The sequence below is a fragment of the Novosphingobium album (ex Liu et al. 2023) genome (genome assembly GCF_029076845.1).
GTDB lineage: Bacteria > Pseudomonadota > Alphaproteobacteria > Sphingomonadales > Sphingomonadaceae > Novosphingobium.
On the sequence record NZ_JARESE010000098.1, the window covers coordinates 41,226 to 64,173 of the forward strand.

22 protein-coding genes are annotated in these 22,948 nt (G+C 64.0%); 9 read left to right on the forward strand and 13 right to left on the reverse strand.

Annotation, left to right across the window (positions count from 1 at the left end):
• Window positions 1-57 precede the first annotated feature (57 nt).
• The 3 genes from PYV00_RS23655 to PYV00_RS24465 are packed head-to-tail and all read right to left on the reverse strand — an operon-like array spanning window position 58 to window position 2,854.
• Window positions 58-1,062: a tyrosine-type recombinase/integrase gene (locus PYV00_RS23655; protein ID WP_024310637.1), complete on the reverse strand. Its 1,005-nt coding sequence runs from the start codon at window positions 1,060-1,062 to the stop codon at window positions 58-60.
• On the reverse strand, window positions 1,059-1,973 hold the full coding sequence (locus PYV00_RS23660; RefSeq protein WP_011540751.1) for a tyrosine-type recombinase/integrase: 915 nt from the start codon (window positions 1,971-1,973) through the stop codon (window positions 1,059-1,061). The genes PYV00_RS23655 and PYV00_RS23660 overlap by 4 nt, the downstream gene beginning before the upstream one ends.
• The gene (locus tag PYV00_RS24465; protein WP_425336705.1) at window positions 1,967-2,854 is read right to left on the reverse strand and encodes a tyrosine-type recombinase/integrase; all 888 of its coding nucleotides are present in this window, start codon (window positions 2,852-2,854) and stop codon (window positions 1,967-1,969) included. Before PYV00_RS24465 ends, PYV00_RS23660 begins: the two co-directional genes overlap by 7 nt.
• 129 nt (window positions 2,855-2,983) lie before the next feature.
• On the opposite strand from PYV00_RS24465, the gene PYV00_RS24470 reads away from it, so the two are divergent.
• Entirely contained in the window at window positions 2,984-3,400 is a 417-nt protein-coding gene (locus PYV00_RS24470) for a hypothetical protein (RefSeq protein WP_170233927.1), read from the forward strand.
• 259 nt (window positions 3,401-3,659) lie between these two features.
• Here the strand turns inward: PYV00_RS24470 and PYV00_RS23670 are convergent, their stop codons facing one another.
• Together PYV00_RS23670 and PYV00_RS23675 are read right to left on the reverse strand one after the other, a co-directional pair.
• Window positions 3,660-6,110 (reverse strand): strawberry notch family protein, encoded by a 2,451-nt coding sequence (locus PYV00_RS23670; protein ID WP_342803841.1) that lies wholly within the window; start codon window positions 6,108-6,110, stop codon window positions 3,660-3,662.
• A gap of 204 nt (window positions 6,111-6,314) precedes the next feature.
• Window positions 6,315-6,893 carry an NAD(P)H-dependent oxidoreductase gene (locus tag PYV00_RS23675; protein ID WP_275230798.1) on the reverse strand — a complete coding sequence of 193 codons (579 nt, stop codon included), beginning with the start codon at window positions 6,891-6,893 and terminating at the stop codon, window positions 6,315-6,317.
• A 138-nt stretch (window positions 6,894-7,031) separates the two neighbouring features.
• Here PYV00_RS23675 and PYV00_RS23680 point away from each other — a divergent pair, with 138 nt between their 5' ends.
• On the forward strand, window positions 7,032-7,493 hold the full coding sequence (locus tag PYV00_RS23680; RefSeq protein ID WP_275230799.1) for a universal stress protein: 462 nt from the start codon (window positions 7,032-7,034) through the stop codon (window positions 7,491-7,493).
• A 31-nt stretch (window positions 7,494-7,524) separates the two neighbouring features.
• On the opposite strand, the gene PYV00_RS23685 is transcribed toward PYV00_RS23680, so the two are convergent.
• Window positions 7,525-8,442, reverse strand: coding sequence for a hypothetical protein (locus PYV00_RS23685; RefSeq protein WP_275230800.1), 918 nt, complete (start codon window positions 8,440-8,442; stop codon window positions 7,525-7,527).
• A 65-nt stretch (window positions 8,443-8,507) separates the two neighbouring features.
• On the opposite strand from PYV00_RS23685, the gene PYV00_RS23690 reads away from it, so the two are divergent.
• Together PYV00_RS23690 and PYV00_RS23695 are read left to right on the forward strand one after the other, a co-directional pair.
• Window positions 8,508-9,806 (forward strand): SLC13 family permease, encoded by a 1,299-nt coding sequence (locus tag PYV00_RS23690; protein WP_275230801.1) that lies wholly within the window; start codon window positions 8,508-8,510, stop codon window positions 9,804-9,806.
• Between the two features lie 131 nt (window positions 9,807-9,937).
• Window positions 9,938-12,103: a putative bifunctional diguanylate cyclase/phosphodiesterase gene (locus PYV00_RS23695; protein WP_275230802.1), complete on the forward strand. Its 2,166-nt coding sequence runs from the start codon at window positions 9,938-9,940 to the stop codon at window positions 12,101-12,103.
• 28 nt (window positions 12,104-12,131) lie between these two features.
• Here PYV00_RS23695 and PYV00_RS23700 read toward each other — a convergent pair whose 3' ends face one another.
• The 7 genes from PYV00_RS23700 to ectA all read right to left on the reverse strand — a co-directional run bounded on the left by PYV00_RS23700 (window position 12,132) and on the right by ectA (window position 18,552).
• Complete coding sequence (locus tag PYV00_RS23700) at window positions 12,132-12,350, reverse strand: hypothetical protein (RefSeq protein WP_275230803.1); 219 nt, start codon at window positions 12,348-12,350, stop codon at window positions 12,132-12,134.
• Window positions 12,351-12,493: 143 nt separating this feature from the next.
• Window positions 12,494-13,888 (reverse strand): MFS transporter, encoded by a 1,395-nt coding sequence (locus tag PYV00_RS23705; RefSeq protein ID WP_275230804.1) that lies wholly within the window; start codon window positions 13,886-13,888, stop codon window positions 12,494-12,496.
• Between the two features lie 145 nt (window positions 13,889-14,033).
• Entirely contained in the window at window positions 14,034-15,260 is a 1,227-nt protein-coding gene (locus tag PYV00_RS23710) for an MFS transporter (protein ID WP_275230805.1), read from the reverse strand.
• Window positions 15,261-15,296: 36 nt separating this feature from the next.
• Window positions 15,297-16,187, reverse strand: a complete 891-nt coding sequence (gene thpD, locus PYV00_RS23715; RefSeq protein WP_275230806.1) for an ectoine hydroxylase — start codon at window positions 16,185-16,187, stop codon at window positions 15,297-15,299.
• Between the two features lie 77 nt (window positions 16,188-16,264).
• A complete protein-coding gene (locus tag PYV00_RS23720) occupies window positions 16,265-16,654 on the reverse strand; it encodes an ectoine synthase (RefSeq protein WP_275230807.1) in 390 nt (129 codons plus the stop codon).
• Between the two features lie 11 nt (window positions 16,655-16,665).
• Window positions 16,666-17,973 carry a diaminobutyrate--2-oxoglutarate transaminase gene (gene ectB / locus PYV00_RS23725; RefSeq protein ID WP_275230809.1) on the reverse strand — a complete coding sequence of 436 codons (1,308 nt, stop codon included), beginning with the start codon at window positions 17,971-17,973 and terminating at the stop codon, window positions 16,666-16,668.
• Between the two features lie 33 nt (window positions 17,974-18,006).
• Window positions 18,007-18,552 carry a diaminobutyrate acetyltransferase gene (ectA, locus tag PYV00_RS23730; protein ID WP_275230811.1) on the reverse strand — a complete coding sequence of 182 codons (546 nt, stop codon included), beginning with the start codon at window positions 18,550-18,552 and terminating at the stop codon, window positions 18,007-18,009.
• Between the two features lie 212 nt (window positions 18,553-18,764).
• On the opposite strand from ectA, the gene PYV00_RS23735 reads away from it, so the two are divergent.
• From PYV00_RS23735 to PYV00_RS23755, 5 genes are all read left to right on the forward strand, one after another.
• Entirely contained in the window at window positions 18,765-19,256 is a 492-nt protein-coding gene (locus PYV00_RS23735; RefSeq protein WP_275230812.1) for a MarR family winged helix-turn-helix transcriptional regulator, read from the forward strand.
• Between the two features lie 173 nt (window positions 19,257-19,429).
• A complete protein-coding gene (locus PYV00_RS23740; RefSeq protein WP_275230813.1) occupies window positions 19,430-20,551 on the forward strand; it encodes a serine hydrolase in 1,122 nt (373 codons plus the stop codon).
• A gap of 95 nt (window positions 20,552-20,646) precedes the next feature.
• Window positions 20,647-22,077, forward strand: a complete 1,431-nt coding sequence (locus PYV00_RS23745; RefSeq protein ID WP_275230814.1) for an ATPase domain-containing protein — start codon at window positions 20,647-20,649, stop codon at window positions 22,075-22,077.
• Between the two features lie 31 nt (window positions 22,078-22,108).
• Window positions 22,109-22,480: a response regulator gene (locus PYV00_RS23750; protein WP_275230815.1), complete on the forward strand. Its 372-nt coding sequence runs from the start codon at window positions 22,109-22,111 to the stop codon at window positions 22,478-22,480.
• A gap of 217 nt (window positions 22,481-22,697) precedes the next feature.
• Window positions 22,698-22,847 carry a hypothetical protein gene (locus PYV00_RS23755; protein WP_275230816.1) on the forward strand — a complete coding sequence of 50 codons (150 nt, stop codon included), beginning with the start codon at window positions 22,698-22,700 and terminating at the stop codon, window positions 22,845-22,847.
• The last annotated feature ends 101 nt before the right edge of the window (window positions 22,848-22,948 follow it).

The following is a 22,948-nucleotide window of genomic DNA, read 5'->3' on the forward strand; positions in this document are numbered from 1 at the left end:
TTTTCCATGATTTCACTCCAGATAATATGCGGGTTAGAGGGAGTGTTCGAAGACGGGTCAGGCCCGCCTTCGAACGTCGGTGAGCATTGTGATCAAGGCGTCGGAAGGCGGCTTGAAGCGCCCCGGCTTGATCGCAGGGGCACCGTGGGCTGCGAGAATCTGCAGCTTCTCTTCGGGATCGGCGCGCAAGTAGGTCTCGGTGCTCTGGATACTGGCGTGGCCGAGCCATAATGCGACCTTGCGAATGTCCCCCGTCGCCGCGAGCGTGTGCATCGCGCAAGAATGACGAAGCACGTGGGGTGTGACGCGCTTCCCAAGGATCGACGGCTGCTTCGTCGCTGCCGTCTTGACGTGCTCGGCCAATCGGAACGCAAATCCGTCGCGGGTCATCGGCTGCCCGTTGGCATTGAGGAAAATCTCGGTGACCTCAACTTGAGGCCGGATCGCAAGCCATGCGCGCAATGCGATCTGGGTCTCCTTCCACAGCGGCAGGACCCGTTCACGTCGCCCTTTGCCCATGATGTGCATGGTGGACAGGGAGCGGTCCGGGAAATCGCCCAGTTGCAGCGTTACGAGTTCCGACACCCTCAGTCCGCCAGCATAGGTAAGATGCAGCATCGCGCGATCACGGGTGCCGAGGCGTGTCCGGGGATCGGGTGTATCGAGCAAAGCCTTGATCTCGGCCCGGTCGAGGTAATCGATCAGCGCCTTGTCTGTCTTCTTGGTCGGGATTGCTCTGACACGGAGTGCCTGATCGAGGCAGGCTGGAATCCGGTACTCGATGTATCGGAAGAAGGATCGGATCGCGGCGAGCCTGCCATTGCGGGTCCGCACGCAGCTGCCGCGGCCGATCTCCACATGATCGAGGAAGGCCATGATCATGTCTGTGCCGAGATCCTCAACCTCGAGATCGGTCGGTCGGCGCTTCAGCCGATCGGCAGCGAACTGGACGAGGAGGACGAAGCAGTTGGCATAGGTCTTCACCGTGTGCGGGCTGACGGCGCGTTCGCGCGGCAGATGTTCCCGCAGATATGCCGAGAGATGGGGAGCAAGCGCCGTCATGCCGCTTCTCCTTGAAAAAGTTGCTCGCTTGCAGCCGCAATGTCGCGCAGCAGCACTGGCGTGGCTTCGAGATACCAGTACGTGTTGGCGATCGACGCGTGCCCCAGGTAGACACTGAGACCGGCCATGTGGTGGGCAATGGCCTCCCTGTCACGCGGGCAGGACTCAAGCGAGCGAACAGCGAACGTATGTCGCAGATCGTGGAGTCGCATGCCTGCCGTACCGGTTGCTCCACGATATCCGAGAAGCCGGGCCAACCTGACGAACACGACGTGGGCGCGCACCTTGTGCGGCGCCCGCCCCCGGATAGTGACGAACAGGTCATTACACTTGGCCGGGTGCTTCGCGCGGATCGCAATGTAGGCTTCGAGTGCTTGGCGCGTCGATGGCTGCAAGGCGATCAGTCGCTGCTTGCCGAACTTGCCGTTGCGGACGACCAGCCCATCCTCGACCAGATCGTTGCACTGTAGCGCGAGAGCCTCGGAAATCCGGAGACCTGTCGCCGCGAGCAGGCCGAACAGGTAATGGTACGTGTATGGGCTAATCGTGCCATGGGGCGGAACGTTCAATGCCGCCGCCATGATCGCCCGCACCTGGTCCGCTTCGATTATGGTCGGAGTGGGACGTGGCCGCTTCCCCCGGCCGAAAACGCCGACAGGCGGGACTTCGTTGTCTGGGTCCTCGGCATGAGCGAAAAGGCTGAAGTTACGAGCAGCGTCGTACCTATGGCGAGCCACGTTTTGCGAGCTTGCCGTGTGGCACCAGTCGTAGATGCGCTGCACTCGGGTGTGCCGGTCACCGAAGCGTTCAGCGAAAGCGGCGTATTGGCGCAGCAGTCGTTCCTGTTCCGAGAACTTCCGCCCCAAGCTGCGATACAGCGAGACGTATCTGGCAATCTGCGTGCTCAGCATGACGGTTCTCCCGGCCATGGCTGCGCGATTTTCATGAGCATCGGCAGGTCGACCTTGGCGTAGATGGCGGTGGTCTCGGGCGAGCTGTGGCGCAGGATCGTTCCAACGGACTCCAGCCCTGCGCCCGCGCGCAGCAAGTTGGTGGCAAGCGAATGCCGGAAAATGTGCGATCCGGTCGGCACGCCTTCGATCCCGCCGCGCTCATGCGTGCGTGCAACGATGCCGGCGATCTCCGCCGATGAGCGGAACGAACGGAACGGGGCTTGCGCGCGCACGAACAGATGCGGATCGGCGGTCTTGGGACGCGCCGTGGCAATGTAGTCCAGGATCGCGTCACCGACGTCCTGAGGCAATGGCAGGCGATCAGGCCGACGCGTCTTGCCCTTGACCGTCAGGTGGCCCGAGCGCCAGTCGATATCGTCGAGGTGCATATCCCGAATATCACCGGCACGCAGGCCAAGCCGGGCGAGCAGGAGAATGATGGCCTTGTCCCGAACTTCCACCGGGCGATCAGTCGGACATGCGCCGATGATCTGCTCGATCGTTGCCGGGTTAACGTGCCGGGGCAGCGTCGAAAGACGGTAGCGTTGCACTGATGGGATCGCGTGCAACAAAGCTGGACGGCAAATACCCTGCACGACCAGGAACCGAATATAGCTCCGTATTATCGTGACGAGCAGTGATGCCGAACCCGGCGTCTCCTTGCTTCGTTGTTGAAACGCCCGTCTGAGGACGGCTGCATCCCATTGTGAAGGCTCGCCGAGCATAGGCGCGAGCCGCCTGATATCGGCCCGGTAGCGCCGGATCGTCTCATCGGTCGCGCCGCGGTGTTGCTTGAGCCATGCCAGATATGCCGCCATGTGCGGGTCGTCATCCGACACCAGTTCGACTGAAGGGATGACACCGCGGTCGCGCAAGAACTCGACGAAGTGCCGAGCGCCTCGCCGCCGCCGCTTCGCGCCCGAGGCAACAAGCTTGCCTCGCTTGCGCCAGACCGGACATCGACAATCATGCGCGCCGTACTGGTCGATGATCGTGTCATCGATATCGGCCCATTGTCGTCGCGCAATGCGAAGCCAGGCCGCGAAATGCTCGGCCTCGGATCGATAGGACTGGGCCGGTCCTTGCGCGAGTTGCAAGCGATCGATCCCATCGAAATAGTCGGCGAGGTGCCGTGGCAGATCGTCGATCCCGTCGTCGACACCGACGTAGCCTTGATCCTCCAGGAAGCGGACGAAGCGCCTGACTCGCGCTGCAATGTCCGCCTTATAGACTGGCTGCTGCGCCGAATACCGGTGGCAACGGCACCGATGCTTCTCGAACCGCCGAACGGTCCGATCGTCGATCGTGCGGATCGCGATCCCATGCAGTTCCATCCAATGCAGGAAATGACGGGCCGCAGCGCCAAACAGAATCGCACTGCCTGACCTCTCGTCGAGCGACAGAGAGGAGAGGAATGCGGTGAGTAGAGCGTCGTGACTGGGCGGGTCTTCGACCCGGAGCCGGGCCGCTCGAAACGACAATAATGATCTTGATCGCATGTTGGTTCCTTCGACTTGTTCAGGTCGAGGGAACCGTAATTATCTGGAGTGAAATCATGGAAAACCGAAGGAAACCTGCGTCTCTCGCCGCCACGCTCGACATAAACTGCGACTGCAAAGAATATGTGTAATGTGGAGCTCCACATTAGATGTACTCGCGAGGGCTCAGATCAATTTCCAAATTTGCGCGCTCGTCCGGCGAGAGCTCGCCCAGCCGCCGATCGAGGATCGATTCCGCGGTGGTCACGAGCTGGAGAACCACCGATTGGCCGGCGGCGAGATGCCCCTTCACCGCGGCGATCACGGTCGGCAGCTTCATGCTGAGGAGGAGTTGGCCGAAGAAGCGCTGCTTGGTGGATTCGAAGCGCGAACGTGCCGACGCCTTGGCGCCGCTGTTGAGCGTGGCATTTTCAAGCCCGTCGACCACCGCGGTCAGCTCGAGCGCATGTTCCATGTTGCGGTGGATGATGCCCCAGGCATCGGCATAGGCGTCGTAGATCGCGATCTGCTGGGAGCTGAGCTCGTGGCGCAGGATGTCATATTCGACGCCGGCGAAACTCAGCGCCCGGGCCGTGTAGAGACCGAGCGCCTTGAGATCGCGCGCGACCAGTTCCATAGCCGCGATGCCGCCCTTGCGGATGCCCGAGATGAACTGCTCGCGGTTACTGAAGGCGGTTTCCGGTCCCCACAGACCAAGCCGCACGGCATAGGCGAGATTATTGACGTCGGATGCGCCGGTCGCCGACGCATAGAGCACGCGGGCACCGGGAAGATGGTTCTGCAGGAGCACGCCGCAGATGCCCTGCTGCGAGCCTTCCTTCTTGCCGAGGGCGCCCTCCCCGCCGGCGACGCCGCCCATCTCATGGGCCTCGTCGAAGCCGATCACGCCTCCGAAGTCCTCGCCTGCCCAGTCGATGATCTGCTGCAGGCGGCTATGGTCGCCGCGCGCCGAACGGAGCGTCGGATAGGTGACGAAGAGCACGCCCTGCTCGAGCGGGATCGCCTGGTCGATCTTCCAGTTGGCGAGCGGCTGGATGTCTGCGGCTAGCCCGCCGAGCGCGGTCCAGTCGCGGCGAGCGTCTTCGAGGAGCGCCTCATTCTTGGACACCCAGATGTTGCGCCGGCGTCCGGCAAGCCAGCTGTCGAGGATGCAGGCCGCGACCTGCCGCCCCTTCCCCGCCCCGGTGCCGTCGCCAAGGAAATAGCCGCTGCGATAGGCGCGGCCGTCCTCAGCTTCTTCGAGCCCGACGCCTTCCTTGGCGGGCCTGAAGCGTCCGGGGAGAAACTGGTCCCAGGCGTGCCCGGCATAGACCACGGTCTCGAGCTGCGAGGCCGAGAGCAAACGTTCGGAGACCGTCCGCTCGGGGAGCCTGGGCACATAGGCGGGGATCGGTGCCGCGATCGAGCCCATCGCCACGGATTCGACCAGTGCGGTCGGATGCTCGCCAGCCGCATCGAAGACGATCCGGCTCGGCCGATAGGGAAGATAGACGCCGACCTGTTCGAGCAGCGGTGCCGGCGCATCGAGCGGGCTGTAGTCGACCGGAAGGACATTATTGCGAACCGGGGCGTGATAGGGGCGCGGCTGCGCGCGATTGCTCTTCATCGCACGGAACAATGAGGGACTGCCCGATCGTTTCGGGGCAACCGCCGGGGCGCCGCCGAGTACACCGCGATCGTGGATCGTCAGCGCGCCGATGAGGTCGCGGATGGAAGCGCGTTGGATCGTCGCGGGAATGGCCGTCCCCGGCACCTTGTCGATGACGAAGAGCCTGACCGCGATCGAGGTACCATGCTTCAGATAGCATTTCTCGAGGCGCACCGAGGTCCGGACGGTGACATCGCGCAGGGTGGTCTCGAACAGATCGCGCATCCGCGCATTGGGTCCGAACCAGTCGGGCATGATCGCGACGAGCCGGCCGCCGGCCTGCAACCGGCGCAGCGCCGCCTGCAGGTGACGGACGGCGGCATGCGCGTCGGCACCGAGCCCGACCGAGCGGGAGAATGGCGGGTTCATGAGGATCAGGCTGGGGCGATGCGCCTCCGCCAGCGTCGAGTTGATCGCCGCGCCGTCATGGCCCGTGACTATGGCGTCGGGGAAGGCATGGGCGAGCCGCGCGCGGCGAACGGGCGCATATTCGTTGAGCTGGAGGGCCGCGAAGTCCCGGCAGTGCGCGACGAGGAGACCGTTGCCCGCGCTCGGCTCGAGGATGACGTCGTCGGCCTGGACATTGGCCAGGAGGACCGCGACCGCTGCGAGGTCGACCGGGGTCGAGAACTGCTGCCATTCGATCTGGTCCTCGCTGCGCACGGTCTGGGTGGGCAGCCGCTCGATGAGGTCGCAGGCGGCGGCGACGTCGCCCGGCGAGCGGAGCGGATAGGGTCCGAACTGAAGATGGTGGGCGAGCGCATGTTCGAGGATCTCGAAACTGTCGCGCTGGGTCCAGAACCCGTCGGCGTCCGTTCCGCCATAGCCCTCGGCCATTGCCGCATTGAGGTCTGCGCGGGTGATCGGGCCGGTCGAGCGAAGGCGATCGGCGAGAATCGTGGCCGCGCGGCGTTCGGCCGCCATCGCGGTATCGAAGAGATCGGACATGGTAGGACTCCAGGCTGGCTGCACCTTCGGCAGCGTCAGCCCTTCGCTCCCCCTTCCCTTTCTCCGGCGTTCCCGAGTACCCGGAGCCGTGTGCTCTGGCGTCCCTTGCGATCCGGCACTAGCGGGACCGATAAGATCGATGATCGGCGGCGGCCTATGATGGCGCCTGTTGCGGTGCTCCCGCGCGATCGGGGCGCCGATCGGCTAGCGCGCAGCCTCGCCGAGCAAGCGAACCTCCTGCAACCATTTCTGCCGACGCTCCGCGCTCCTCTCGACGCTGCCGATGATCGAAGCACGGACCGGTCTGACACCGACGAAATTTAGCAGATTGCGCCTGAGGCTCCTCAGGCTCGGCGCGCGATAGAAGAAACGATAGAGCGGCGCCGGCATGCCCATCGTCACGATGATCCGCGCGGACCGTCCCGTCAGCAGCTTGGCCTGCGCGCCCGCAGCGGCTTCGTCGATCGCAAAGCCGGGCCGCAAGACCTGCTCGAGGAAAGCCTTCAGGAGCGCAGGCATGTCGCCGAGCCACAAGGGATAGAGGATCACGAGGTGATCCGCCCAGCGGATGTCGGTCTGGGCATGCCGGATCGCGGCCACCGGCTCGGTCTCGTGCCATTCCTTTTCCGAGCGCAGGATGGGGAAGTCCAGTGCGCCGATGTCGATACGGCGAACCTCGTGAACCCCCGCCTCGGCGCCCGCCGCATAGGCATCACCGAGCCCATGGACGAAGCGGGCCGGGTCTGGGTCCGGGTGACCGTCGATCATCGTGATCCGCGTCATAGAGCCCTCCAGGGCGTGAGTTCGCCATGCGACCTCCGCCCCTGCAATTGGGATTGTTCCGGATCGGCGGCTGCAATTGCGTTCGCTATTTTCCGGAGGCTGTTCGCCGCGAGTTCAAACGGCAAGGAGGCATGGCCGATGACAATCAAGACGATTCTCGTAGCGATCGATGTTCTGGACGCCGATGGCGCCATGCGGGTCATTGAGGGTGCGCGATCGATTGCCGATACAACGGGAGCGGATGTGCGCCTCCTGCACGTGCTGCCTACCCTGCCCACGCGCTACTCGCGCTATCTGCGGGCCGAGTTTGAAGCGGGCGCACGCGCGGATGCATTAAAAGAGTTGACCAGATTGGTGACCATTCTCGATCGACCGAACGACACCGTCTCCGTGGTCGTTCGTCAGGGACGCATCGCGGCCGAAGTGGTCGCCGAGGCGAACGCACGGGACGCGGACCTGGTCATTGTCGGCGCGCATTTCGGTGTCATCGAACGCCTGATGGGCTCGAACGCGGTCGCCATTATGCGGGACTCGGCATGCGATGTGCTCGTGATCAAACGCTCGGTCCAGCATCTCGCCGAGGGGCCGGCGACACCATGAAACGTGCCGGAGCCAGGGGCCCCGGCTTTGCTCACTCCTCCCGAGCGGCCTGCCCGATCGACCAGATGGCGACCGTATCTCCAGAAACAGGATTCTGCACCCGCACCTCTTCGAGGGAGACAGCGACCAGACAGATGGGCTTTTGCTCGATCCCCGCGGGCTGGATACACCGAACCGGCTGACCGCCGGGCAATTTGTCGATGCGGCCGGTGAGCCTCAGGACAAAGCCCCGCTCCGCGTTCAATTGCTGCGGCGCCACCTGCTTGACGATATCGAAGGCGCGTTGAGCCCGCTCCTTGCCATCGGAACTGACGGGCACGAACCGACCGACCGCCAGCGTCTGTCCGGGCAGGGTTATCGGCTGGGCGTCCGTTGCGCCCGCCTGTCCGCCATGCTCCGGGCAGACTTCCGAGGAAGACCATGGCCAGCTGATCCACAAGCCTTCCATCTTTCGGGAAGCAACCGAAGGGTCGGCGAGATTCCATTCCTGAGCCTGCCATTCGGTCAGCGACACATGGATGCGCAGGGCTTTAGTCCCGGTGTCGTAGCGCCAGCCCAGGGGCAGGTCCACGCCGTCGGGCGACGGACCGCTGCACCCGAACGGGATGGCGAGGTCGAAGTGGCGTCCGGCGAGGCCGGCGACCTCCGGCGACACGGTGCGCCCGGACGACAGGACATCGGCCGCGCGATCGCCAAGCGCGATGATATCCGCGCGGCTCAAGGTGCGCGGCTGCGGCGCGGGGGTTGATTGTGCGGTCGCGGCCGGCTGCGGCGCGACCTCGACCGATGGTCCTGGACCGGGCGACGTCGATCGCCCGAGCAGGAAGCCCGCCGTGCCAATCGCGGCCGCGGCGGTAAGCGCGGCGGCGATCACGAGGCGGCTGGTCCTGGGGCTTGGCTCCTGCATCGGGACCTTGATAGGCAAAACGGCGATCTCGCTCCAGACCATAATCGCGGCGACCCAAGCGGGCTCGTCATTGACACACGCACGGCATCGTTCGAGGCAGGTGCGCGATGACTTTGGACCAAGTTCTGACGCTGCTCGTGCTCGGCGGGGTCGTCGCGATGCTGATCTGGGATCGGCTTCGCGCCGATGTCGTGGCGCTGACCGGGGCCGCAATCCTCCTGATGACCGGGGTCGTGCGGCCGTCGGAGGTCCAGGGAGCATTCGCCAGTCCGGCGATCATCGCCCTGGCGTCGCTATTCGTCATCGCCTACGCGCTCGAGCTTTCAGGCCTGCTCGACCGGGCCATCAGTCTGGGTGTCGCACTGTGCCAGCGGATGGGCGCCAAGGGCATATGGCTGCTGCTTTCGATGATCGGCGGCGTCTCCTGTTTTCTCAACAGCACGCCGATCGTCGTGCTCGGCGCCCCCGTGATCCGCGATGTCGCCAATGCCCTCCGGCTCTCGCCGAAACGCTATCTGATGCCGCTGTCCTATATCACGGTGCTCACCGGCTGCTGTACCCTGATCGGCACGTCGACCAATCTTCTCGTCGACGACATGGCGCGCATCGCCGGACAGCCACGCTTCGGCATGTTCGAGATCACGCCCGTGGGACTGCCGATGGCCCTGGTCGGCGGGCTTTACCTGTTCCTCATCAGCGGCAGGCTGCTCAAGCATGAGGATCGCGAAGGCGATGCCCCGCCGGTGGACATCACTCATATCGCCAGCGCGCAGGTCGGAGACGCAAGCCTTTTTGCCGAAAAGCGGCCGCTCAAGCTCCGCAAGGCGCTCACCGCGCTCGCGGTGTTCGTCGGCGCGATCGCTCTCGCCGCGCTCAACGTGGCGCCCATTGCCGCCACCGCCTTTGCCGGCGCGGTGCTGCTCATCCTGCTGCGCGTGATCAGCGCCGACGAAGCCTATAGCGGTCTGAAGCCAGAGATCCTCATTCTCATCGCAGGCATGGTGGTCATCGGCATCGCCATGGAGGAAAGCGGGCTCGCCGACGCCGCATCGCGGCTGCTGATCGCGGGCGTCCACGGGCTGAGCCCGCTCGTCGCGCTGATCGTTCTCTATCTCGTGACGATGGTGCTGACCGAACTCCTGTCCAATGCGACGGTCGCCGTTCTGGTCACGCCGGTTGCGGTGGCGCTCGCCGAAAGCCTCGCAGTCAGCCCCCGGCCCTTCCTGGTCGCCGTGATGATGGCGGCGAGCGCCGCCTTTGCCACCCCGTTCGGCTACCAGACCAACGTCATCGTCTATCAGATGGGCGGCTATCGCTATATGGACTTCGTCCGCGTCGGCCTGCCGCTCAATTTGATCACATGCACCGCGGCGATTGTCGCGATCCAGTTTTTCTTCCCGTTCTGAGGCCCCCGGGAGGGGCGGTAAAGCGTGCGGGAGACCGCAAGCGATGGCGTTAACGAACCATCCGGCGATGACCGGTTGTGCCGCATAGGGAAGGCAGGAGAACCTTAACCAAGACGAGCTATGGTTACCCTATGGTCGCCGCAGTTCGCCGTCTTCGCGGCCACATCCCATTCGGCTATTTCTGGCCCTTGCTGCTGCTCACGGGCACCTGCCTGGGCTGTACTATTCTGCTTCTGTTCGTCGGTGCCCGCGCCCAGGACACAATGCAGCTGGAACGGGAGGAACAGGCCCTCGTCAACGTCCTTGCGACGGCGACCGCCATGGTTCGCCATGATCTTCAAGACTATGCGAAGTGGGACGATGCCGTTCGCCACCTGGGCCGGAACTTCGATGCCGACTGGATGGACGACAATGTCGTCGCCTTTCTCGGGCGGACGCAGGGTTACAACGATATTTTCGTCCTCGATGGACAGGACAGGACCATCTTCAGTTTCCGTGACCGTGCTCCCCAGGCGAGCACCGCGCGGCAGCGGCTGGGACCGGATTTCGAGGCGTCGATACGGATGGTCCGCCGCATGCCGACTGACGGCTCTCCTATCGTCAGCGGTTTTACGCGCGCGGACGGACGCGTCTATCTTTTCGCGACGGCTGCGGTGGTGCCACTGACGCACAAGGTCACGCTGCCGGACGGTCCCACCAAGCTCATCGTGATCGCGCGCGTCGTCGATAGGGATGTCCTCGCCGAGTTCACCCGCGACTTCATCCAGAAGGACATGCGGCTTGCAGCGGCACCTTCGGCCTTGCGCCCGAAGGTCGCCATCAAGGGCTTCGGCGGTCAGGCGATCGGCTGGCTCACCTGGCTGCCGCATCGGCCCGGCACCCTGCTGCGGCAGCGGCTCGCACCCGCGATCGGTGTCATGGCGCTCGTCGCGCTCGTGGCCGCGGGCCTCGTTCTTCGCCGCGGCGCCAGGGCCATCGACGATCTGCAGCGAAGCGAATTGCGGGCCCGGCATTTGTCGGAGCATGATGCGCTGACCGGACTGCCCAACCGCCGCGCCCTCGTCGCGCGGACCAGCGAATGGCTCGCCCAGGGCGAACGGCTCTCCTTGCTGTTCATGGATCTCGACGGCTTCAAGAACGCGAACGATCTCTATGGCCACGGCGCCGGCGACCTGCTGCTTCGGGAGACTGCGCGGCGTATCCGGTCCGCGGTCGGGGAAGCCTTCGTCGCACGGGCGGGCGGCGACGAGTTTGCCGTGCTCGTGCGCTCCGGCCAAGCCGACGATGTTAACAAGATCGCCGAGGCGATCCTGGGCCAGTTCGTCCAGCCGTTTTCACTCGGCGCCTACAATATCAAACTCGGCATCAGCATCGGTTTTGCGGAGGCGGCTGGCGCTCCGGCCGACACCCAGGATGAAATGATGCGCCCGGCCGACGTGGCGATGTACGCAGCCAAAGCCGACGGCAAGAACTGCGCCCGGGTATATGCGCCGGCGCTCGACGAAAACCTTCACCTTCGCCTCCGGCTGGAGAGCGATTTGCGCCAGGCCATCGAGAAGGAGGAGATATTCGTCCACTATCAGCCGATCATCGATGCCGGGACTGGCGTCACGGTTGCGGTCGAGGCGCTCGCACGCTGGTCGGATCCCTTGCACGGGCATGTACCGCCCGACGTCTTCATTCCGATTGCGGAAATGAGCGGCCTCATCAATGCCATCGGCCGGCAGGTGCTGATGGCGGCCTGTCAGGCTATGCGCCACACCAACCTCGACCTCGCCATCAACCTCTCGCCTGCCCAGTTCTGGGACGGCGGCCTGCTCGACGATGTCCGCACGGCGCTCGAAGAGACAGGGTTTCCGCCGGAACGCCTGGAGCTGGAGATCACGGAAAGCCTGATGCTACGCCACCCCCAAAGGGCCGTAGAGGTGGTCAATAGCCTGCGCGCTCTGGGTATCAGGATCGCCCTCGACGATTTCGGGACCGGCATTGCCAGCATCGGATATTTGCAGCAGTTCCAACTGGATCGCTTGAAGATAGACAAGACCTTCATCGCGCCGATCGAACATGATGCCAAGGCGCGAGAAATGCTGGTCTCGATCACGGGACTTGCCAGAGCCTGCAATCTGGAGATTTGCGCGGAAGGGATCGAGACCGATGGTCAGGCCCGGTTGGCAAGGATGGCTGGCTGCGGCCGGCTTCAGGGATGGCTGTTCGGCAAACCGCAGGCCGCGGCTGCCGTCGTCAATATGCTGGACGACGCTGAGAGACCGCGTCTGCACAAACTCAAGACGGCTTGAGGCGCCAATCGGTTGCAGGAGAGCCCCGCTACAGGTTCGGGTCCGAAATCGGCTTTTCGGTCACGAAGTTGACGGCTTCGAAACCGGCGTTTTTCAGGATCTTCTCGATCCGGCCGACGCAGTCGGGATCGGCCCCTCCGGGAGCACCGATCACTCTGGCGAAGCGATGGTCGTGCCGGCGCTCGGCAGCGACATTGCGCAGCCGGGCATCGCTCAGCGCTCGCCCTTCCACGATGACCTGGCACATTCCCCCCGACGCATCCAGATGGACCTTGAACGGCATGGCTTCGTCGGGCTTCGTACACGACTGGGCCAGGACGAGCGGAAGGACCAGGAACAGAGGCGGGCGAGTCCTAAGCCGGCCAATCGCCGGGAAGAACCTGTTCGCGATCATCGCGCCGGGTCGCGGATGGACCGGCGCGAACCGCCTGATGCCGCCAAGCGTGCCGAACCGATCTCATGCCCCGTGCTCGCGAAGGGATCGACGTTCAGTGAACGGCCTGCCGTTTCGGGCATGAAGCGCAGCGCAATGAGACCGACCAGGCAGGACGCCATCATGTAATAGGCCGGCATGAGCTCGTTCCCCGTCAATCTGATGAGGCCGCTGCCGACGGCAGGTGCCGTCCCGCCGAATATGGAGGTGGATACGTTATAGGCGAGCGCGAAACCCGCAAAGCGGACGTGGGTGGGGAACAGCGCCGGAAAAGTCGCCGAAATGGTGGCGAGTTGCGGGACGTAGAGGAGACCCATGAGGACAAAGCCGACGATCGCTCCGATCAGCCCCGTCGCCATCAGCATGTAGAGCGGCGTCACGAGCAGGAACAGGCCGATCAATGAGATCCGCCACATGGGGCGCCGACCGATCCGGTCGGAGAGGCGGCCGGCGAACGGCAGGAAGAACATCATGAACAGCATGCCGATGATCGGCACGATCAGCGCCTCGTTGGCGGAGAGACCGATGCGCCGCTGCAGGTAGGTCGGCATGTAGGTGAGAAGCGTATAGTTGACGACGTTGAGGGCAACGACGAGACCGCCGACCACCAGCAATGGTCGCCAATGGGTTCGGACGATCGTCGACACCGATGCGGCTTCCGGTTTCTCGGTTGCGAGCCCCGCCGCGCGGAAGACAGGCGTATCCTCCAGTCGGGAGCGCAGGTACATGCCGACGAGGCCCATGGGGGCGGCGGCGAGGAAGGGGACGCGCCAGCCCCACTGATGCATCGCCTCGTCGCCAAGCAGGAGCGAGAAGGCGAGCATCAGGCCCGCGCCAAGCGAAAAGCCGGCGAGTGTGCCAAACTCGAGGAAACTGCCGAAGAAACCCCGCCGGTCGTCAGGGGCATATTCAGCCATGAACGTTGCGGCACCGCCATATTCGCCGCCGGTGGAGAAGCCCTGGACCATCCGGCACAGGATGAGCAGTGCAGGTGCCCAAAAGCCGATGGAAGCGTAGGTCGGAATCAGGCCGACGCACAGGGTCGCAGCCGACATCAGCAGGATGGTCGACGCCAATATCCGCTTGCGGCCGAGCCGGTCGCCAAGCGGCCCCCAGAACAGGCCGCCCAGCGGCCGCACCAGAAACGAAATCGCGAAGGTCGCCAGCGCGAAGAGGATCGCTTCGTCGACACTGCCGGGAAACAGGGCCGCGGAGATATAGGTGACGCCGTAGGCGTAGATGCCGTAGTCGAACCATTCGGTAGCATTGCCGAGCGCCGATGCGGCGATGGCGCGGCGCAGGACCGGCCTCGCCGTATCGCTCCCGGCAGGAGGGTTCGCGGCGCCTGTCATTCCCATGTCCTTTCACCTGCAGCGACCTCGCCCGCCAGCGTGACTTCACGATGCGAGCGGCGGCGGCTCGCCTCATCGCGGAACGTCGCGCGGTTCGAGTGTCGATCGGGCCGGCCCCTCATCGGCTGAACTTGGGCCATCCGCCCTATCTCTCGGGGGAAAGCGGATCGAGCTGCGCGGCCAGCGGCGTGGTGCGCGGCAGGATCAGGTAGCGATGCTGGCGCTCTCCCGGAACGGGAGGCGAAACGAAGAGCCTGCGGATGGCGAAGAGCGTCACGGCCAGCGCACACAAGCCAATGAAGAGGAAGAGACCGTGGGGGCCGACGGCGTCCATGACGGCCGCTGCCGGTAGCGGCCCCATGACCGCACCGAGCGAATAGACGAGGACCAGGCCGCCGGTCGCGCTCACCCGCTGCGCGGAGGACAGATGATCGTTGGTATGCGCCACGCAGAGCGGATAGAGCGCGAAGCACGCACCGCCGAACAGCGCGCCCGCCAGCATCAGCTGGGCTCTCCCCTCGGCTACCGCAAAAATAGCGAAGGTCGTCCCGAGCGTGGCGATCAGACAGGCGACAATCACCTTGCGGCGGTCGATTATGTCGGAGGGGCGCCCCAGCGGCCACTGGAAGGCGATGCCCCCGAGGATCGTGGCGCTCATGAGAAAGGCCGTGCCGGCATCCCCCAGCCCCGCACCCCGCGCAAAGATCGCGCCGAGACCGTAGAAGGCGCCGAGCATCAGTCCGGTCGCGCCGGCGCCGACCACCCCGAGCGGCGAGGCCGCATAGAGGCGGTTGAGCCGCATGAGCCTGCCCTCGGGAGCCGGCGGCTGCGCCAGTCGGGTGAGCGCGACCGGGAGGACGGCGAGCGACAACAGGATCGAGGCGGCGATGAAAGGCAGCGCGGGCTGCTCGTGGCCGAGATTGAGCAGGAACTGGCCGAGCGCCTGGCCCGAATAAAGCGCGATCATGTAGAATGCGAGGATGCTGCCGCGGGTCTCTGGCTCGGCCCGCTCGTTGAGCCAGCTCTCGAGGCAGACGAACACGCCCGCCATGCAGAAGCCGTCCAAGAGCCGAAGCAGCGGCCAGAATGCGGGATCGAGATACAAGGCGTAGGCGAGCGATGTCGCTGAAAACAGCGAGACGAAAGCCGCGAAGGCCCTGATGTGGCCGACGCGCGCGACGACGCTGAAAGCCAGGATCGAGCCCGCGCCCAGGCCCACGAAGTAGGCCGTTGCGAGGATGCCCGCGAACAGCGCCGGCGCGCCTGCCGCATCCAGCCGCAGCGCGATCAGCGTCGACAGGAAGCCGCTTCCCGCCATCAGCATGAAGATGGCGGCGAGTAGGGTGCCGACCGATCGCACCGATCCCATCATGCGCTACGGGGTATCGAACAGGGAGCGATCCGCACGTCATGCGACCTGGCTGCTTCGCGCCGTTTCGAGCAGCGTCGATCCCGGCCGTGGAAGCGCATGAGTGCCTTGTCGTGCCGCGACGAATTCGGGTCGTGGCTGCGGAACGCCGAACGGCGCCGTCAATCTGTTGGAGACGGCGTTGTAGACGAAGAACGCGTTTGCCCGCGGAAACGGCGTGATGTTGCCGTTCGAGCCGTGCATGACGTTGCAGTCGAAGACGACGACCGTACCAGCTTCCCCCGTCGGCGCGGCGATGCCGCCTTCAGCGGCGAGCCCGGCGAGCGTGACGGTGTCCGGCACGCCATATTCCTGTTTCCGCAGTGAGGCGAGATAGTGCTCTTCGGGCGTTTCTCCTGCGCAGGCGCAATAGCTGCGGTGCGAGCCGGGGATCAGCATCAGGGGACCGTTGGTCGCCGTATTGGGCGCCAGCAGGACCGACATCGAGAGAGAGCGCATCCGCGGCATGCCGTCTTCGACATGCCAGGTCTCGAAATCCGAGTGCCAGTAGAACTCCCGGCCGACGAAGCCCGGCTTGTAGTTGAGCCGCGACTGGTGGAGGTAGACCTCGTCGTCCAGGATGAAGCGCGCGATGCCGGCAAGGCGCTCGTCGCGCGCGAGCCTCTCCATGAGCGCATTCTGGCGGTGGATCATGAAGATTGAGCGGACCTCGTCGACGCCGGGCTCGCTGATCACCGTCCTGGCGTCGAGCGCCCCGGGATCGGCAATGAGCCGCGTCGCGGAGGCCTGCAGCGCGGCGATCTCCTGCGCGGTAAAAAGGTCGTGGAGCACGACGAAGCCGTCGCGCTCGAACCGTTCGGTCTGGTCGCGGCTCAACGGCGCGCCTGGCGTCCAGTCGCCGTGGACCACCGGATCCAGGCGCGGCAGCATGATCGCGGCGGCCCCACGGCGAGACGGATAGAGGTCTGTCCTGTCGCCAGGTCCCGGACCTCGGCTACCTCCGCGCGTCATGGTGCGGGCGCCGGGCGATAGGCTCCGGTCTCGTCATGCACCTCGGCTCCAGTGACGGGCGGATTGAACACGCAAACGGTAACGAGTTCTGTATCTGCACGCAGCGTGTGCCGGTCGTTGTCGTTGAGGGCATAGAGCGTGCCCGGCTCCAGGACGTGACGCTCCCCGGTGGCCAGATCCTCGACGCTGCCGTCCCCGCTCACGACGTAGACCGCCTCGACATGGTGCCGGTAGTGGAAGGTCCACTCTCCGCCCGCCGCGAGGGTCGTGATGTGGAAGGAAAACCCCATGCCGTCCTCGGCCAGGAGGAGGCGGCTGCTTTCCCAACCCCTGTCGGTGACGTTCCGGTTCGAATTGCGGATATCCTTCAATCTCTTAATCAGCATGTCGTTTTCCTTCAGGCGGCGGCACCGTAGGCGGGCCTCAGGGCGGCGCGGAACGCGTCCTCGAGAATTTCGAGCCCGCGGAGCAGGACGGCGTCCTCGATGGTCAGCGGCGCGAGGATCTTGACCACCTCGTCGTGCGGACCGCTCGTTTCGATGATGAGGCCGCGTTCGAAGGCCGCGCCGGTGATCGCCGTCGCCAGCTCTCCCGACCCCACGTCGATCCCCTGCATCATGCCTCGCCCCTTGATCCTTGCCGGTTCACTGCAGCGCGCGGCGATCTGCCCGAGCCGCTTGCCCAGCAGGCCGGAGCGGCGCTCGACATCGTCCTGAAAGCTTCCAGTCCGCCAGAAATGCCGCAAGGCCGCAGTCGCCGTGACGAAAGCGTGGCAGTTGCCGCGAAAGGTGCCGTTGTGCTCACCGGGCTCCCAGATATCGAGATCGGGACGAAACAGGGTGAGCGCGAACGGCAGACCCATGCCCGACAGCGACTTGGCGAGGGTGACGATATCGGGAATGATCCCCGCCTGTTCGAAACTGAAGAAGGTTCCCGTCCGGCCGCAGCCGGCCTGGATATCATCGACGATGAGCAGCGCCCCCTGTTCCTTCGCTAGACCGGCGATCTGCCGTAGCCATTCGGGCGAGGCGACGTTGAGACCGCCTTCGCCCTGGACCGTCTCGACCAGGAAGGCAGCCGGAGCATCGAGGCCGCTCGAGGGGTCCTTCAGGCGCTGTTCCAGCAGATCCGCCGTGTTCACGTCGGGACCGAAATATCCGTCATAGGGCTCATGGCTGACATGGGACAGGGGCACACCGGCACCACCGCGCTTGCCGGCGTTGCCCGTACAGGCCAGCGCGCCCAGGGTCATGCCGTGAAAGCCATTGGTGAACGCAATGACATACTGACGGCCGGTGACCTTGCGTGCGAGCTTGAGCGCCGCTTCCACCGCATTCGTCCCCGTAGGACCGGTGAACATTGCCTTGTAGGCCAGCCCCCGGGGCTGGAGGACGGTCCTGTCGAGTTCGTCGAGGAAGGCGGCCTTCGCGTCGGTATGCAGGTCGAGACTGTGCGCGATCCCGTCCTCGCCGATATAGCGCAGCAGCGCGTCCTTGAGCACGGGGTGGTTGTGCCCATAGTTGAGGGTCGAGCAGCCGGAGAGGAAGTCGAGGTACATGCCGCCGTTGGCGTCGTGCATCCAGGGACCCTCGGCCGTGACGAATTCGCGCGGCATCGCCCTTGCATAGCTGCGGACGCGGGATTCGAGCCGGTTGTAGAGAGAGACGTCGGGCCTCCCTGCCGAAGGGCGGGGCGAAGTCTTCATCGAACTTCCTTTCAGTTAAACGGCGGGAGGGGCTCAGAAGGGCCCGATCGAAATGAGCTCTTCGCTCTCGTGTCGGCCGCCGAAATGCCGTTCGCGATCGAACCACGGCCGCACGTCGATGTTCGCCCGGCGCTTGCGGGCAAAGGCGGCGAACAGGCAACGCGACGCCCCGTTGGAGGGTGTCACGGTGGTGATGAGCCGCCGGGCGCCAACCACCGCTGGACGGCTGAACAGGGTGTCGAGCATGGTCGCGCCCAGGCCCTGGCCGCGTGCGCGTTCGTGTACGGCGACCTGCCAGACGAACATGGCTTCTGGATCATCTGGCGGACGATAACCCGAAATCCACCCGTCGAGGCGGCCGCCGCGTTCCGCCTTGATGCAGGTGCCGGAGAAATGCGTGGCCTGCAGCAGATTGCAATAGAGCGAGTTGGGGTCGAGCGGGGGGCAGGAGGCGATCAATTCGGCGATAGCCTCAGCATCCTCCGCGCTCGGCCCCTCGAACTCGTAATCGCACAACGATCCGGTCGCTGACGGAGCGGATCGATAGCAGGGTGATGCGCTCACGCTGCCGTTGTTCATCAAGGAAATCCCCCGTCACTTACTTCGATTACAAAATTATAATTTTCCGACCAACAGGTACGAGTCGCTGCATAAATGGCGATATTCCTTGATGAAAACAAGGCCACATCACGAAACCATGCATGGATCGAGAGGGATTTTCCCCATGATCCTTTGTCTTTCGTAGTAAAATTGCGGTTGTCGAAATTGTCGCAGCCAGCTAGCCGGAGGGGGTGATCGACCCCCGCACAGAGTCTGCGCTTCGTGCCATCCGGCGACTGCTTCGCGCCGCGCGTCTGAGCGAAAAGCAGCTCGCCACGGCCACGGGATTGACCCCTTCGCAGCTCGTCGTGCTGCAGGAGGTTGCGCGGCATGGCGATACGACCGCCGGTGCGATCGCGGCGACGGTGCAGTTCAGCCAGGCGACGGTCACGAGCATCGTCGACCGGCTGGCCGAGCGCGAGTTTGTCGTCCGCAGCCGCCGCGAACGAGATCGCCGGCAGGTTTGGGTAACCGTCACGGAAGCTGGGACGGACGCCCTGTCATCAGCGCCGGACATGATGCAGGATCAGTTTCGGGACCGCTTCGAGCAGCTGCCGGACTGGGAGCAGGCGATGATCGTCGCGATGCTCGAGCGGCTGAACGCACTCCTCGATGCCGACCAGATAGATGCTGCGCCGGTGATCTTCGCCGGTGCGATCGACAGGATTTCTCCCGCTGAATAGCCCGCTCGCCAGTCTTCGAGGCCATTGCCGAATTGCGAAGCCCTACCGGCCGGCGACGCCGGTCCAATACAATTCCGCGGCTGATCGCGGGGCGCCCTCCGGCGACCGTGCTCCAACCGGGGTGTCCTGAGGCAACGACCTGTAAAAACAAAAAGGGAGGAACAAGCGTGCGAATGAAGCTTGCGATCGCAACACCGGGCTGGAGCGCCACTGTTCTCGCGCCGGTCTTTGGCGCGCTATCTTCGCTGACCGCGCCGAACGTAGCGGCGGCTGCGCGGCCCGAAGTGCTGTATCCCGCACCGCCGCTGCACCGCTCCAATCCCCTCACCTTGCTCGATGATCAGATCGACAATCTCGGTCGCACGTTCAACGGCGACATCGGCATCGCCGTCCAGGATGTGGATACCGGCGAACTCGTTGAGTTCGACGGGCGCTCGTACTTCCCCCAGCAAAGTGTCAGCAAGTTCTGGGTTGCACTCACCGCCTTGAATGCACAGGACGAGGGCCGGAAGGACCTCCAGACCGCAGTTATCCTGAAGGCATCGGACCTGACGCTGTTCCATCAGCCCATCGCCGCCGAGATCCGTGCGGCGGGCAGCTACCGGACCACCCTGGACAGGCTGCTGACCCGCGCCCTTCAGCAGAGCGACAACACCTGCAATGACTATGTGCTTCGCGCCGTCGGCGGACCCGACGCCGTGCATGCTTTCCTCGCCGCCAAGAATATCGAAGGTATCCGTTTCGGTCCGGGCGAGCGGCAGATGCAGAGCCGTATCGCCGCCCTGACCTGGCGCCCCGAATATTCCAGAGGCAATGCATTTTATCAGGCTCGAAGCAACGTTCCGCTGACGCGGCGCCAAGCGGCTTTCGATGCCTATATCGCCAATCCGGTCGATGGCGCGCGACCCGTCGCGATCGTGGGGGCCCTATCGCGTCTGCAGCGCGGCGAGCTGCTGTCTCCCACATCGACGGCGCGCCTGCTCGAGATCATGTCGCATAGCCGGACAGGCCCGAAGCGGTTGAAGGGCGGGTTGTCGGAGGGGTGGTCGCTCGCTCACAAGACAGGCACCGGCCAGCAGCTCGGTGCCGTCCAGACCGGATACAACGATATCGGCATAATGACTTCGCCGAGTGGGCGAACCTATGCCGTAGCCGTCATGATCCGGCGCACGTCGGCACCGATCTGGTCCCGGATGCTCGTCATGCAAAACGTAGTACAAGCCGTGATCGACTACGACGCGATGAAGCCGCAACGTTTGCTGCCAGGCGAGAGCGTTACGGCGGCCCGCAAATGATCGGTAACGCTCGGACGCGCATTGCCTGGGGTTTCCTCATCATGGCCCACGTTATAGGAGTAGCGCGGCCTTCCCGTCCGTAGGAGCATCCGCCAATGCAGGAAATATCTCGTGTCACTAGCGGGATACCCGGCCTGGACCAGATACTGGCTGGCGGCTTCATAAAGGGCGCAGCCTATATCATCCAAGGTCAGCCTGGAGCGGGAAAGACCATTCTTTCCAACCAGGTCGCGTTCGAACATGCCGCCAGCGGCGGCCGCGTTCTCTATGTCACTCTTCTTTCCGAAAGCCACGAACGGCTGTTTCAGGCGATGGATACGCTCGCCTTTTTCGACCGCGAGAAGTTGGGAAACGAGATCGCCTATGTCAGTGTTTTCCAGACGCTGCGCGACGACGGGCTCGAGGCGGTCGTCAAATTGCTGCGTAAGGAAACGAAGCGGCATAAGGCGAGCCTGCTGGTCTTCGACGGCCTTCTCAACGCCCGCGATCGCGCCGGGTCGGACTTCGACGTCAAGACCTTCATAGCTGAAGTGCAGGGACAAGCGGCCTTTGTCGGCTGCACAGTCCTTTTCCTGGCAAGCTCGAGTGTCACCGAGAACAGTCCCGAACATACCATGGTCGACGGTGTTATCGAACTGAGCGATACCCTCACCGGGGTGCGGTCGCTACGCGAGATCCAGGTGCGGAAATCGCGCGGCAGCAGAGCCATCGGCGGACTTCACAAATTCGAGATCACGGCTAGCGGAATACAGGTATTCCCCCGCATCGAAGCGCTCGTCGATCATGCCGTTGCCAACGCGCCAGCGTTGGAGGGAAGGGTCAGCACCGGCATCACGAACCTGGACGCCTTGATCGGCGACGGCGTTCCCGCAGGCTCGGTCACGCTAGTCGCCGGCCCGACGGGGAGCGGCAAGACCACGCTCGGGCTTCATTTCCTCTCGCAATCAAGCCGTGAGGAGCCGGGCCTTCATTTCGGCTTCTTCGAGACACCCCAGCGCTTGCGCGCCAAAGCGCGCGCGCTCGGCATCGCCCTCCCCGAGGAGGGAAATCCTTCTCTCACCCTTGAGTGGACGCCCCTTGCCGACAATATTCTTGATCAGCTCGGTTACGCACTCCTCGACGAGGTTCGGTCGCGCCGGATCAAACGCCTCTTTATCGATGGCCTGGGCGGCTTCGAACGCGCCGCCGCGCACCGATCGAGGCTCGTCGAATTTTTTGCCGGTCTGATGGATCAATTGAGGCTTCTGGGTGTTACGATATTGGCGTCATGGGAGATCCGCGAGATGGTGGGCGCGGACGTCGCCGCTCCAGCAAAGGAAATTTCCGCCATTCTCGATAACATGATCCTTCTACGCCAGATCGAGGAGGATCATCGCCTCATCAGGTCCATCTCGATCCAGAAAATGCGCGACAGCGATTTCGATCGAACCGCTTACGCGATGGATTTTGCGAAAGGCGGATTGAAAATCGGCGAGCCGCTGAACGCGCGCCATACTCCCGCACATCCTCAAACGCCGACCGGCTGAGCGGGGGCGAGCTGAGCGGGGGGCTTCAACCATGGCATTTATCCTTGTGGTCGATGATGAATTTCTGCTCGCCATGATGCTCGCCGACATTCTGGAGGACGAAGGCTACAAGGTTGAGACGGCGCCGAACGGTCAGGTCGCGCTCGACAGGATAAAGGAAGAACAGCCCACCCTCATCATTACCGATTTCATGATGCCCATCATGACCGGACTGGAACTTGCCGAAGCCGTACGTTCGGACGAGAGCATATCGGATATGCCCATCATTCTCGTCAGCGGTGCTCGAGGCGGGATTGCCCGAGAGCGACCGGAATATTTCCAAGCCGTGTTCGACAAACCTTACAAGAATGAGGCGCTCCTTGCGGCAGTTGAGCGCCTGGTTTCGCCGACTCGACCCAGCTGACCGCCGGCAGGCCATCATCCGCTATGTCGCCGCGGAGCGGCAAGTGCGACCTGTACGAGTGGCGCCGCAGGGGCGCATCGCTCACCTGGCATGGACGGACTCGCGCTGCACCCATTTTGCCGAGCGCTGAACCTCAGCCGAACCGCCGTCCGGTCGAGGCGCTTCTTCAGGAACTGAAGGAATATGTCCTGCCGCATTTTCCGCTGGGGGATAAGTGATGGAAAAGACGGGCCCGGGCCATCATATCGTCCTGAGCGCGACGCCGCTACTCCTTGGCATCGGCAGCCCTGCCGCCTTTTTTGGGCCCTGGCGTCTGGTCAATTTGAGGATTGGCATGGCCGTCACCCAAAGTATTCGACGAAAGTGAGACCTTGATCGACCCAGCGATTAATTCATGAGATCGGCCGCTTACATTATGTAATCCATGATATCGTGTATATGAATGGCAAATATATTATAGGTCTTTGT

Excerpts from the sequence above, each read along its gene's own strand:
- PYV00_RS23655 (WP_024310637.1), bottom strand. The coding sequence starts at position 1,062 with ATGACGGCGCTTGCTCCCCATCTCTCGGCATATCTGCGGGAACATCTG.
- PYV00_RS23660 (WP_011540751.1), bottom strand. The coding sequence starts at position 1,973 with ATGCTGAGCACGCAGATTGCCAGATACGTCTCGCTGTATCGCAGCTTG.
- PYV00_RS24470 (WP_170233927.1), top strand. The coding sequence starts at position 2,984 with ATGCGCGCCGTACTGGTCGATGATCGTGTCATCGATATCGGCCCATTG.
- PYV00_RS23670 (WP_342803841.1), bottom strand. The coding sequence starts at position 6,110 with ATGTCCGATCTCTTCGATACCGCGATGGCGGCCGAACGCCGCGCGGCC.
- PYV00_RS23675 (WP_275230798.1), bottom strand. The coding sequence starts at position 6,893 with ATGACGCGGATCACGATGATCGACGGTCACCCGGACCCAGACCCGGCC.
- PYV00_RS23680 (WP_275230799.1), top strand. The coding sequence starts at position 7,032 with ATGACAATCAAGACGATTCTCGTAGCGATCGATGTTCTGGACGCCGAT.
- PYV00_RS23685 (WP_275230800.1), bottom strand. The coding sequence starts at position 8,442 with ATGGTCTGGAGCGAGATCGCCGTTTTGCCTATCAAGGTCCCGATGCAG.
- PYV00_RS23690 (WP_275230801.1), top strand. The coding sequence starts at position 8,508 with ATGACTTTGGACCAAGTTCTGACGCTGCTCGTGCTCGGCGGGGTCGTC.
- PYV00_RS23695 (WP_275230802.1), top strand. The coding sequence starts at position 9,938 with ATGGTCGCCGCAGTTCGCCGTCTTCGCGGCCACATCCCATTCGGCTAT.
- PYV00_RS23700 (WP_275230803.1), bottom strand. The coding sequence starts at position 12,350 with ATGTGCCAGGTCATCGTGGAAGGGCGAGCGCTGAGCGATGCCCGGCTG.
- PYV00_RS23705 (WP_275230804.1), bottom strand. The coding sequence starts at position 13,888 with ATGACAGGCGCCGCGAACCCTCCTGCCGGGAGCGATACGGCGAGGCCG.
- PYV00_RS23710 (WP_275230805.1), bottom strand. The coding sequence starts at position 15,260 with ATGATGGGATCGGTGCGATCGGTCGGCACCCTACTCGCCGCCATCTTC.
- thpD (WP_275230806.1), bottom strand. The coding sequence starts at position 16,187 with ATGCTGCCGCGCCTGGATCCGGTGGTCCACGGCGACTGGACGCCAGGC.
- PYV00_RS23720 (WP_275230807.1), bottom strand. The coding sequence starts at position 16,654 with ATGCTGATTAAGAGATTGAAGGATATCCGCAATTCGAACCGGAACGTC.
- ectB (WP_275230809.1), bottom strand. The coding sequence starts at position 17,973 with ATGAAGACTTCGCCCCGCCCTTCGGCAGGGAGGCCCGACGTCTCTCTC.
- ectA (WP_275230811.1), bottom strand. The coding sequence starts at position 18,552 with ATGAACAACGGCAGCGTGAGCGCATCACCCTGCTATCGATCCGCTCCG.
- PYV00_RS23740 (WP_275230813.1), top strand. The coding sequence starts at position 19,430 with ATGAAGCTTGCGATCGCAACACCGGGCTGGAGCGCCACTGTTCTCGCG.
- PYV00_RS23745 (WP_275230814.1), top strand. The coding sequence starts at position 20,647 with ATGCAGGAAATATCTCGTGTCACTAGCGGGATACCCGGCCTGGACCAG.
- PYV00_RS23750 (WP_275230815.1), top strand. The coding sequence starts at position 22,109 with ATGGCATTTATCCTTGTGGTCGATGATGAATTTCTGCTCGCCATGATG.
- PYV00_RS23755 (WP_275230816.1), top strand. The coding sequence starts at position 22,698 with ATGGAAAAGACGGGCCCGGGCCATCATATCGTCCTGAGCGCGACGCCG.